This is a genomic window from Methylorubrum podarium (genome assembly GCF_022179745.1).
Lineage (GTDB): Bacteria > Pseudomonadota > Alphaproteobacteria > Rhizobiales > Beijerinckiaceae > Methylobacterium > Methylobacterium podarium.
In genome coordinates this window covers 1-11235 of sequence record NZ_BPRD01000178.1, presented here as the reverse complement: position 1 = coordinate 11235, position 11235 = coordinate 1, and the positions used below count along the sequence as shown (strand labels likewise).

Annotated in this window: 12 protein-coding genes; 2 read left to right on the top strand and 10 right to left on the bottom strand. The window is 71.5% G+C overall.

Annotation, left to right across the window (positions count from 1 at the left end):
* Nucleotides 1-84: 84 nt before the first annotated feature.
* The 10 genes from pufL to MFF42_RS09405 all read right to left on the bottom strand — a co-directional run bounded on the left by pufL (nucleotide 85) and on the right by MFF42_RS09405 (nucleotide 8910).
* Nucleotides 85-909 carry a photosynthetic reaction center subunit L gene (gene pufL / locus MFF42_RS09450; RefSeq protein WP_238255504.1) on the bottom strand — a complete coding sequence of 275 codons (825 nt, stop codon included), beginning with the start codon at nucleotides 907-909 and terminating at the stop codon, nucleotides 85-87.
* A gap of 78 nt (nucleotides 910-987) precedes the next feature.
* Nucleotides 988-1176, bottom strand: a complete 189-nt coding sequence (gene pufA, locus MFF42_RS09445) for a light-harvesting antenna LH1, alpha subunit (RefSeq protein ID WP_012454734.1) — start codon at nucleotides 1174-1176, stop codon at nucleotides 988-990.
* Between the two features lie 11 nt (nucleotides 1177-1187).
* Nucleotides 1188-1418, bottom strand: a complete 231-nt coding sequence (gene pufB / locus MFF42_RS09440) for a light-harvesting antenna LH1, beta subunit (protein WP_183434156.1) — start codon at nucleotides 1416-1418, stop codon at nucleotides 1188-1190.
* A gap of 120 nt (nucleotides 1419-1538) precedes the next feature.
* Nucleotides 1539-1772 (bottom strand): hypothetical protein, encoded by a 234-nt coding sequence (locus MFF42_RS09435; RefSeq protein ID WP_238255503.1) that lies wholly within the window; start codon nucleotides 1770-1772, stop codon nucleotides 1539-1541.
* Nucleotides 1773-1840: 68 nt separating this feature from the next.
* On the bottom strand, nucleotides 1841-3307 hold the full coding sequence (bchZ, locus tag MFF42_RS09430; protein WP_238255502.1) for a chlorophyllide a reductase subunit Z: 1467 nt from the start codon (nucleotides 3305-3307) through the stop codon (nucleotides 1841-1843).
* Nucleotides 3307-4833 (bottom strand): chlorophyllide a reductase subunit Y, encoded by a 1527-nt coding sequence (bchY, locus tag MFF42_RS09425; protein ID WP_238255501.1) that lies wholly within the window; start codon nucleotides 4831-4833, stop codon nucleotides 3307-3309. The genes bchZ and bchY overlap by 1 nt, the downstream gene beginning before the upstream one ends.
* Before the next feature lie 3 nt (nucleotides 4834-4836).
* On the bottom strand, nucleotides 4837-5841 hold the full coding sequence (locus tag MFF42_RS09420) for a chlorophyllide a reductase iron protein subunit X (protein ID WP_238255500.1): 1005 nt from the start codon (nucleotides 5839-5841) through the stop codon (nucleotides 4837-4839).
* Entirely contained in the window at nucleotides 5838-6776 is a 939-nt protein-coding gene (gene bchC / locus MFF42_RS09415; RefSeq protein WP_238255499.1) for a chlorophyll synthesis pathway protein BchC, read from the bottom strand. The genes MFF42_RS09420 and bchC overlap by 4 nt, the downstream gene beginning before the upstream one ends.
* Before the next feature lie 105 nt (nucleotides 6777-6881).
* Entirely contained in the window at nucleotides 6882-8021 is a 1140-nt protein-coding gene (locus MFF42_RS09410) for a methyltransferase (RefSeq protein WP_238255519.1), read from the bottom strand.
* Between the two features lie 22 nt (nucleotides 8022-8043).
* A complete protein-coding gene (locus MFF42_RS09405) occupies nucleotides 8044-8910 on the bottom strand; it encodes a polyprenyl synthetase family protein (RefSeq protein ID WP_238255498.1) in 867 nt (288 codons plus the stop codon).
* A 108-nt stretch (nucleotides 8911-9018) separates the two neighbouring features.
* On the opposite strand from MFF42_RS09405, the gene crtD reads away from it, so the two are divergent.
* Entirely contained in the window at nucleotides 9019-10554 is a 1536-nt protein-coding gene (gene crtD / locus MFF42_RS09400; protein WP_238255497.1) for a 1-hydroxycarotenoid 3,4-desaturase CrtD, read from the top strand.
* On the top strand, nucleotides 10551-11235 hold a 685-nt coding region (locus MFF42_RS09395), incomplete at its 3' end, for a carotenoid 1,2-hydratase family protein (protein ID WP_238255496.1). The genes crtD and MFF42_RS09395, both read left to right, overlap by 4 nt.

Below are 11235 nucleotides of genomic sequence, written 5' to 3'. Positions count from 1 at the left end.
CGCGCCGTCGGCGGAGATTCCCGCGCCCGAAGATCGGACCTGCGCCTCAAGCCGGCCGGCGCGGACGCCGGACGGCGATCCGTTTCACCGCCACACGGGCAGGTTGAGCCACCAGCCCCACCATTCCGGCCACCCTTGCGTCCAGAAGGGCCCCGAGATGACGATGCAGACCGCGCTCCAGAATCCCGCGGAGAGCGCGAGGAACAGACCCAGCCGGTGGATGCCGAGCGTCCCGATCGAGTAGCCGATCGTGTCGCGGAAGTAGGTGTCCTCGTGCTCGGGTGTCTTCACCGTCTCGCCCTTGGCGGGGTTGGTCGAGGACAGGATGAGCGAGCCGTGGAGCGCCAGCGCCAAGGTCGTCGTGAAGAAGAAGCTCACGGCGAGCATGTGCGCGGGATTGTAGTGGAAGTGCAGGTATTGGTAGCCGGTGTTCGACACCCAATCGAGGTGCGAGAGGATGCCGTAGGGGAAGCCGTAGCCCCAAGCGCCCATCAGGAGCGGGCGGATCACCACCAGCGTGACGTAGGCGAAGATCGCCACCGAGAAGGCGAACGGCACGTGGTAGCCGATGCCGAGCTTGCGGCAGATCTCGACCTCGCGCAGCGCCCAGGAGGCGAACGCCCCGACCGCGCAGAAGGTGATGATCTGCCACAGGCCCCCTTCCTTCAGGGGCGCCAGCGCCAGCCCGTATTTCAGATCCGGGGGCGCGATGTTGATCTGCCAGATGTTCCAGGTCGGGCCGATCGCCGCGCCGTAGAGGATCAGCGCGGTGCCGAGCACCGAGAAGAAGATCGTCGTGACGCCGAAGAAGCCGACGTAGAACGGGCCGACCCAGAAATCAAAAAGGTCACCGCCCAGCAGGGTGCCGCCGCGGACCCGGTATTTGCGCTCGAAGCTCAGCATCGCCATGGCGGAGATCCCCAAGGTGAGGATGGAGGATGCCGGGGCAGGCGCGCCCGCCCGCGGCAGGACCGGCAAGGAGGCCGGTCAGCCCGGCATCGTCGGGAGGACGAGGCTGTGGGCGGCGGCCGCCTTCGCGTCCTTCGGGCCTTCGAGCCAGTTGAACCGGTCGGTGCTGAGCAGGATGAAGTGGATCAGCAGCGCCAGAACGAACAGGAAGGTGAAGAGCGCGACGAGGGTGCGCCGCGGATCGAACAGAAGCCAGATCTTGTGCATCGCGCGCCTCCTCAGCCGATCATCGACACGAGGCCGTGGGCGGCGTTCGTCACGCCGTCGAGAAGGGCGTAGCCCTTCGGCCCGGGAAGCCAGGGCCGCCACAGCCAGACGAGGATGTGGGCGACCACGGCGATCGCCGTGAAGATGATGAAGCTCGTCAAGAAGATCGCGTGGAACTCCTTGGCTTCGGGTTCCGTCAGCCCGGACAGGCTGCTCGGTCTTTCAGTGATACCGTTGGCCATCGATCGAACCTCCGCTGGTTATGCCGCGCGCTTGGCAAAGGCGCGGCGGGTGTCGCCGTGACTCGATGACATCACGGCGCAGGGTCCCCCGTGTCACCGCACGGAAGTGCTTGGGGCGCGCTAGCCCATGAAGGCGAAGGGGATGGCCGAGACAGCCATGGCCTTGGCCTCGCCGAAGATCGAGCGCCGCACCGGCGGCAGGCCGCGCCGCGGCGCCTGCCGCGGCAGGACGCGCTGCACGATCGCCGCGGCGAGAAAGAACGGGTAGGTCGCGGCCAGAATGATCCGGAACTGGATCGCCTCGCTGTGCAGGCGCGACGATGCGGGCATCAATCGTTGCATGACGACTCCCATGGCAGGTGCCTCCGCAGGCTGTCCGGCGCGGCGTGGGGCCGGAGGGTGAAGGGGATGGAGGAGCGCGCTCATGCGGCGGCTCCCGCGGTGAGGTCGCTCTGCGCCCGCTCGACATGGGCGGGCGCGACACGGTCGGCGGCGGCCCGGCGCGCGGCGCGCTCGGCGGCGTCGCGCAGGCGCTTGGCGGCGGAGATGCGGGTGAGGACGGGATGCCGCTCGACCAGCGCGTCGAGAAGGGCGCGGGCCGCCTCGTCCCAGGGCAGTTCGCGGTGCGTCCGGGCGGGAGTGGCCTCCACCGCATCCATGTCGCGGGCGAGCGGCAGGATGTGGAAGAGCATGTCGAACAGGGCGTTGCAGACCTCCTGCACGAGGTAGGTCGCGCCGGCGTAGCCCATGAAGGGCGTGCCGGTGTGCCGCCGGATGATCGCGCCGGGGAACGAGGCGGGGACGTAGGCCGCCCGCCCGCCGCTCTCGGCGAGGTACATCCGCTCATTGAAGGAGCCGAAGAGGACGAGCGGCGGGTTGGCCTTGATCGCCTCGCGCACCGCGGCGTTGTCGGGCTTGGTCCCGGCGCTGCGCGCGAAGGCGAAGTGGCAGGGGAGGCCCATCTCCTCTTCGAGGAAGTGGCGGACACCTCGCGCGTAGGTCTCGGTCGCGACGATGCCGAAGCTCGCCGTCCCGAAGAAGTCCTGCGTCACCGAGCGCCACAGGTCCCAGACCGGCTTGATCGTGGTGTGGCGCTCCCGCTCGATGAAGGGCTCGGGATCGATCCCGAGGATCTCGCCGAGCGAGCGCAGGAACTTGGTGGTCGAGAGCACCCCGATCGGCGCCTGGAGGTAGGGCCGTTCCAAGCTCTCGCAGAGCAGGCGGCCGAACTCGCGGTACAGGCAGATGTTGGCATCCGCGTTGACGAGCTTGGTCACGTCGGCGAGATGCGAACCGAGCGGGAAGGTGAGGTTCACCTCGGCGCCGATGCCCTCGACGAGGCGGCGGATCTCGGCGAGATCCGAGGGCATGTTGAAGGTGCCGTAGGCCGGGCCGATGATGTTGACCCGCGGCTTCTCCCCGGGCTTGCGCTCGGGCCGGGCCGGAATGCCCTTCTTGGCGAAGCGCCGCGCGCCGTATTCCTGCCAGAGCCAGCTCATCGCCCGGTCGGCGGATTGCCACTGGTCCTCGTCGATGGTGCGCGGCAGGAAGCGCTGCAGCCCGGTCCCCTCCGGCGTGACGCCGCCGCCGATCATCTCGGCGATGGAGCCCGTCACCACGACGCTCGGCTGGCCGGGATCGAGCGTGCCGTGCGCCCGCTTCATCGCCCCTTCCGTGCCGTGGCGGCCGAGCTCCTCCTCCGCCAAGCCGGTGACGACGATGGGCAATTCGTGCGGCGGCAGCGCGTCGGTGTAGTGGAGGACCGAGGTGACCGGCAGGTTCTCGCAGCCCACGGGGCCGTCGATGACGACCTGCAATCCCTTGATCGCGGTGAAGACGTAGACCGCCCCCCAGTAGCCGCCGGCCCGGTCGTGATCAAGGACGAGCATCACGCCATCTCCCCGACCGGTTTCTCGGGGGCCTGCACCTTCGGCGCGGCCTTGATCCGCGGCACGTCCTGCCAGATGCCGGCGGCGTGGCCGGTGCCGACGCCCTCGAAGAAGGCGCGCATGGCATCGAAGCGCGGCCGGTTGGCGAGCGCCGCGTTGACCACCTTGGCGAGCGAGCCGGCACCGGCCGCTCCCATCAGGGGGCGCGCCGAGATCAGGTTGGTGAAGTAGAGCGCCGGCGTGCCGGCCTCCTTCGCCTTCTGCACCACCGGGGTCGTGCCGATGGCGAGATCCGGCCGGAATTCCTCGAACGCGGCGAGGTCGTCCTCCAGCGAGGCGCGGTACCGGATGCGGACGCCGCGCGCTTCCAGCCAGGCCCGGTCGGGTTCGGACCAGGGCGTGCGTGGGCAGGCGGTTCCGACATAGGGCACCTCGGCGCCGCTCTCGACGAGGAGGCGTGCGACCAGCAATTCCGAGCCCTCGTAGCCCGACAGCGTGATGCGCCCACGGATCGGCGCCGCGGAGAGCGCGCCGCGGATCACCGGCAGCCATCGGTTCTGCGCCGCCGCGATCTTTTCCCGCGGGACGTCGCAGACGTTGCCGATGGCCTCCAGCCACTCGGCGGTGCCGTCGTGGCCGACGGGGGCGGAGCCCACCACCGGGCGCCCGGCCGCCTCGAACTCGCGCACGCTCGCGGTGTAGAACGGGTGGATCGCCGCCACCGCCGCCGCATCGAGGGCGCCGTAGAGTTCGCGCCATTCCCGCGTCGGCACGACCGGGCCGGCGCTGAGGCCGAGCGGTTCGAGGAGCCCGCCGATCACGACGGGGTCGGCGGGGAACATCTCGCCGAGCAGCGCGACGGAGGGGCGCTCCGAGCGGCCGCCGCGCGGGGCCTGGACCGGGCCTTGCTCGGCCTCCGTGCGGGCGAATTTGAGCATCGCGCCGGCCAGCACGTCCTTGGCCTCGGCATGGGTCGGCACGCCGAAGCCCGGTACGTCGATGCCGATGACGCGCACCCCGTCGATCTGCTTCGGCAGCAGCCGCAGCGGCACGCCCGAGGCGGTCGGGACGCAGAGGTTGATGACGACGACGGCGTCGCACTCCTCGGGCTCGGCGGAGGCGTGGACCGCCTCGCGGATGTCCTCGAACAGCTTGCCGGTGACGAGCGTCTCGGAATTGAACGGGACGTAGCCGACGCTGCGCCGCGCGCCGTAGAAGTGCGAGGTGAAGGTGAGCCCGTAGACGCAGCAGGCGGAGCCCGACAGGATCGTCGCGGTGCGCCGCATCCGCAGGCCGACGCGAAGGCTGCCGAAGGCCGGGCACATACTCTGCGGCTGGTCGTGCGGACCGGCCGGGTAGTCCCGCTTGTACTGCTCCAGCGTCTCCGACAGGCCGGCGGCCTCGGCGGCCGCGCGCATCGCATCCTTGCCGGCGTGGCAGCCGAGCCCGTCGCCCTGCGTCGCGGCGAGGTCGATCCCCTCGGGGCGGCGGGCGCGGAGCGCGGCGATATCGAGGCTGACCGCCATGGCTCAGACCTCGTCGTAGACGACTTCGAGGGACGGCTTGGCGAGCGTGGTCCGCCCGCACATGTCCTCGAGGGTGGCGGGCTCCAGCACGACGTCGCGCCCGGTGGCTTCGCTGGAGAACAGGCCGAGCAGAGCGTCCTGGCTCAGGGGCTTCGGCTGGTGCGGCGCGGCCTCCGCCACGTTCTGCGAGAGGTCGGCGAAGAGCGAGCCCCAGCGCCCCTCGGGCTTGCCGATGATCTCGTAATTCGCGCTCTTGCGGCGGATGTCGTCGTCGGCCGGGATCGAGGCCAGCACCGGAATGCCGGCGGCCCTCGCAAACGCCTGCGCCTCGCCGGTGCCGTCGTCCTTGTTGATGACGAGGCCGCCGACGCCGACATTGCCGCCCATCTTGCGGAAATACTCCACCGCCGAGCAGACGTTGTTGGCGACGTAGAGCGATTGCAGGTCGTTGGAGCCGACGACGATGACCTTCTGGCACATGTCCCGGGCGATCGGCAGGCCGAAGCCGCCGCAGACCACGTCGCCGAGGAAATCGAGCAGGACGTAGTCGAAGCCCCATTCGTGGAAGCCGAGCTTTTCCAGTAGCTCGAAGCCGTGGATGATGCCGCGCCCGCCGCAGCCGCGGCCGACTTCGGGTCCGCCGAGTTCCATCGCGTAGACGCCGTCGCGCTTGAAGCAGACGTCGCCGATGGCGACCGCCTCGCCCGCGAGCTTCTTCCGGGTCGAGGTCTCGATGATGGTCGGGCAGGCGCGCCCGCCGAACAGGAGCGAGGTCGTGTCGCTCTTCGGGTCGCAGCCGATCAGCAGCACCTTCCGGCCCTGCTGGGCCATCATGTAGCTGAGGTTGGCCAGGGTGAACGACTTGCCGATGCCGCCCTTGCCGTAGATCGCGATGATCTGCGTTTCGCGCTTCACCTCGCCGGTGGCGACCGGATCGGGCTCGATGGCGGCCTCGTCCCGCAGCGTCGCGGCGGCGGCGAGCGCCGCCTTGTTGAGCTGGAGATTCATGAGCAGGTCCTCCAATCGAGGATCATCTTCAGGCAGGACGGGTCGGCGAAGGCCGTGCGGTAGGCCTCCGGCGCCGCCGAGGCGGGCACCCGGTGGGTGATGAGGCCGTCGAGCGACAGGCGGCCGGCCTCGATTAGCGTGCGGACCGCGGCGAGGTCGGCCGGCCGCCACTCCGCCGAGACCCGGATGCGCGCCTCGCGCATGAAGGCGGGCGGGAAGGCGAAGGCGAGCGGCGCCTCGTAGAAGCCGGCGAGCACGATCTCGCCGCCGGGGGCGAGACGGCCGATCAGCGTGTCGAGGAGGCCTGAATCGCCGCTGACGTCGGTGACGACCGGATAGTCGCGGGCCGGGTCGTCCTCGGGCGCGAGCACGGCGTAACCGAACGCGCCTTCGGACCGCAGCGGCTCGCGCTCCCAGACGACCGGCTCGGCGCCCGCAAGCAGCGTCAGTCGCGCCAGCAGACGGCCGAGCACACCGTGGCCGACGATCAGGTTCCGCTCGCCGGGGACGATGCCGGAGAGGGCGTGGTTGGCGGTCGCCGCGAGCGCGATCAGGCAGGCCCGGTCGCCGAGGGCGGCGTCCACCGGGACGAGGCGGGAAGCGGGGGCGATCAGGTGCGAGGCTGCGCCGCCGAACAGGCCCTTGACCTCGCCGAAGCAGCGGGCGCCGGGGACGAACACGGTCTGTCCGGCGCACAGGCCGCTGCCGGATTCGGCCTCGACCACCGTGCCGACCGACTCGTATCCCGGCACCAGCGGGTAACCCATGCCCGGGAAGGGCGGCATCCGGCCGGACCAGAGCAGCCGCTCGGTTCCGGTGCTGATCCCGCTCCAGGAGACGGCGACGACCGCGTCGCCTGCGGCGGCGGGGGTGAGCGCGAGGCGGCTGAGCGCCAGGTGCTCCGGTCGCTCGAGAACGACGGCCAACGCCTCCATGTTCGTGCCTCCGCTCTCTCTTGTTGGCGACTCTGCCGGATGCAGGACCGCGTTGTGTCAATCTAGATGGACACAACGTGCCGTCAAGGAAAGATTACATTCCGCTCACCGAACGGCGACGATAAGTCGTGTGAGGAGCGGCCTGCAGGTGCTTTTCTCGCGGATCGCGGCGAATCCGGCCTGGGCGAGCATGCCGGCCAGTTCCTCCACCCGCCGCGGCCGGCCGCTTCCCATCGCGAGGAGGTAGAATCCGAAATACGCGTCGCCGACCGGCTCCGCGCCGCCGGTTCCGGCCATCGGCTCGGCGATGACGACGAGACCGCCGGGCGGCAGCGCCGCGTGGACCGCCCTGAGAATCGCCAGGGCCGCCGCATCGTCGTGATCATGGATCAAGCGCACGAGGCTGATCGCGTCGGCCCCCGTCGGCAGCGGACCGTCGAGGAAGGTCTGGCCGAAGCAGGTCACCCGGTCGCCGATCCCCTCCGCCGCAAACCGCGCCGCGGCCCGCTCGGCGACCGGCGGAAGATCGAGCAGGCGCAGCGCCAGATCCGGGTGGCGTCGGGCGGCGTGGGTCAGGAAGACGCCCTCCCCGCCCCCCACATCCATGAGGCAGGTCCGGCCGGCGAGCGGGAGCGCGTCGAGGACGTCGTCGGCGATCAGCGCCTGCGAGGCCGCCATCAACCGGCTGTAGGCGGCCACCGATTCGGGGTGGACCGAGCCGGCATTCCCCGCATCGGCATACGGCCAGTAGCCGGCGAGCCGGGTCGCGCCCGCCTCGCCGCGCAGCAGCGCGACGGGGTCGGCCAGATCCGCGTAGAGCATCGCGTGATGCTCGACCATCAGGGCGATCGAGGGATTGCCGATCAGCGCCGCGCCGAGATCGGCGAGCGCGAAGCGGCCGTCGGGCAGCCGCGCGATCAGGCCGAGGGAGGCCGCGGCTCGGAGCAGGGTCAGCCCGCGCTCCGGCGACAGGCCGAGCCGGTGGGCGATGGCCTCCGGGCCGAGCGGGCCGGCCCGCAGCAAGCCGAACAGGTCGAGCCGGACGCAGGCGAACAGCACCTGCGCGTAGACGAAGCCGGCGCAGAGATCGAACAAGGCCCGCGTGTTGCGCTGTGCGATCCGGCGGGTGAGCGGGAAACCGGCCGCCCAGCGCTGGAAGCCCGGTGAGGCCACCAGGCGGTTGCGCAGGGCGAGCCAGCGCTCGCGCCAGCCGGGATGCCGCGGCACCGGCCCGATCTCCATCATCGCGCCGGGCGGCACGGCGACCTCACGCGACTTCGCGCAGGGAAGCAGGCAGGAACAGTCGCGTCTGCGCTTCGATCTCGGCGCGCATGGCGTCCTGCCCCGGACAGGTCGGGATCACCTCGATCGCCTCCCGCGTCAGCCGCTTGAGCCGCTCAAGGGCACCGCTCATTCCGAGCAGGGCGGCGGCGTTCGGGCGTCCGAGGGTGGCGTCGCGGCCGGCGGGTTTGCCGATCTCCTCCTGGCGGCAGGCGACGTCGCGCAGGTCGTCGGCGACTTGATAGGCTTCGCCGAGGCACTCGCCGAGCAGACGCCAAGGCAAGGGCGCGGCGCCCGCGGCCGCCGCGCCGGCGACGGTCGCGGCGGCGAACAGCGCCCCGGTCTTGGCCTGCTGGTACTCGACGAGATCGACATGCGGCTCGGATTCCCAGGCTTGGCCCGCGACGATGCCCGACGGCGAGCCGACGGCGCGGGCGACGAGCCCGACGAGGGACGCCAGCCGGGCGGGCGAGCGGGCGGCGCCCCGCGCCAGCGTCTCGAAGGCGGCGACGATCAGCGCGTCGCCGGTCAGGACGGCGAGCGGAACGCCGAAGGCGGCGTGAACCGACGGCTTCTGCCGGCGCATCGGCGCGTCGTCGAAGCAGGGCAGGTCGTCGTGGACGAGGGAGGCGCAGTGCAGCAGCTCGATCGCTGCCGCCGCGGCATCGGAAGCGCCGGGATCGTCGTCACCGCAGGCGAGCGCCACGGCGATGCAGAGGCGGGGACGGATGCGATGGCCGCCGGGGAAGACGGCGTAGCGGATCGCCTCGGCCAAGAGCGGCGGTGCACCCGGCGCCTCCGCATGCGAGACCGTCACGTCGAGCACCGTCTCGATCCGCCTTCCGACATCCATGGCGACTTCCCGAGTCAATTCATTTTGTCTTGCTCAAGTGTCAACTATGATTGACACTGTTTGCGGCCCGGATCAACGCCGCCGGCCGGACAAAGCAGGCATCTTTCGATGGAGAAGCGCGTCATCGTGATCGGCGCCGGGATCGGCGGCCTCGCGGCGGCGCTCAGCCTCGCCGCGTCCGGTCTCGATGTGACGGTTCTGGAGCGCGCTCCGTCCGTGGGCGGCAAGATGCGCTCGGTCAGCGTCGGGGGCATTCCGGTCGAGGCGGGGCCGACCGTCTTCACCATGCGCTGGGTGTTCGACGAGCTCTTCGCCGAGGCGGGCACGAGCCTCGAGACGGAGATCGGGTTGCGGCCGGCCTCGCTGCTCGCCCGGCACGCCTGGAGCGCGCACGAGCGGCTGGATCTCTTCGCCGACATCGCCGCCTCAGCCGACGCCATCGGCGCCTTCGCGGGCGCGCGGGAGGCGGAAGGCTACCGCCGCTTCTGCGCCCGCGCGGCGGAGGTCTACCGCACGCTCGAGGGGCCGTTCATCCGTGCCGAACGGCCGAGCCCGGTCGATCTCGCCCAGCGCGTCGGCCTGTCGGGGCTCGGCAGCCTCTGGCGCATCCAGCCCTTCGCGACCCTCTGGTCGGCGCTCGGCGAGTATTTTCGCGACCCGCGGCTGCGCCAGCTCTTCGGGCGCTACGCCACCTATTGCGGCGCCTCGCCGTTCGAGGCGCCGGCCACGCTGATGCTGGTCGCCCATGTCGAGCAGGCGGGCGTCTGGACCGTCGAGGGCGGGTTGAGCCGCCTCGCGGGCGCCGTCTCGGACCTGGCGGAACGCCGGGGGGCCAGGATCCGCACCGGGGTGCAGGTGGCGCGGATCCTGACCGAAGGGAGCCGGGTCGCCGGGGTCGAACTGGCGGACGGCGAGCGCCTTGCCGCTGACGCGGTGATCGCCAACGCGGATGTGGCCGCCGTCGGCGCGGGCCTGCTCGGCCCCGAGGCGGCCGGTGCCGGCGACCGGATCCCGCCCCGCGAACGCTCGCTCTCGGCGGTCACCGCCTGCCTGACCGCGCGGGCGAAAGGTTTCGACCTCGCCCATCACAGCGTGTTCTTCTCCGCCGACTACCGCGCCGAGTTCGACACGATCCTGCGCGGACGCCGCCTGCCGCCGGACCCGACTGTCTACGTCTGCGCCCAGGATCGGGACGGCGACGGCGGCTCGGCTCCCGATGGGCCGGAGCGCCTGCTCCTCCTCGCCAACGCCCCGGCCGATGGCGGGGACCGCCCCCTCACCCCTCGGGAGATCGCCGCATGCGAGACGACCATCCTTCGCAAGCTCTCGGCCTGCGGGCTGACCCTGGAGCCGACGGGACCGGCGACGCTCACGACGCCGACAGGCTTCGCGGGGCTGTTTCCGGGGACGGGGGGCGCCCTCTACGGCCGGGCCTCGCACGGCTGGACGGCGACCTTCAAGCGACCGGGGGCGCGGACGCGGGTGCCGGGCCTCTACCTGGCGGGCGGGAGCGTGCATCCGGGGCCGGGAGTGCCGATGGCGGCGCAGTCGGGCCGGCTCGCGGCGGCGGCACTGCGCGCGGACCTCGATTCGACGGCGCGGTCGCGCGCGGCGGCTACGTCTGGTGGTACGTCGATGCGGTGAGCGCGGACGGGCGCCAGGGGCTCACCGTCATCGCCTTCATCGGCAGCGTGTTCTCGCCCTATTACGGGTGGGACGCGTCGCGCGACCCGTTCGCCCACTGCGCCGTCAACGTCGTGCTCTACGGCGAGCGCGCCAACCGCTTCGCCATGACCGAGCGCAACGCCCGCTCCCTGTCGCGGGACGCGTCGCGCTTCAGCCTCGGGCCGTCGTCGCTCGAATGGGACGGCAGCGTGCTCACCATCCGCCTTGACGAGCGCGGCGCCCCGATTCCACGGGCCGTGCGCGGCACGGTGCGGGTGCGGCCGAAGGCGCTGACGGCGCAGCCCTTCACCCTCGACGCGCAGGGCCTGCACCGCTGGTGGCCGATGGCGCCCGATTGCGAGGTCGAGGCGGAGTTTTCCTCACCCGCAATCGCCTGGCGCGGCAGCGGCTACCACGACACCAACGACGGCGACGGCGCCCTGGAGGATGCGTTCACGGACTGGACGTGGTGCCGCGCGCCGCTCCAGCGCGGTTCGGCGATCCTCTACGACGTGCGCCGGACCGACGGCAGCGGCCAGAACCTGACGCTGCGCTTCGACGCGGACGGCAGCCGCCGCGAGATGCGCCCGCCGCTCGCCGCGGAGCTGCCGCCGACCGGCCTGTGGCGGATGCCGCGCTCGACCCGCAGCATCGAGAGCG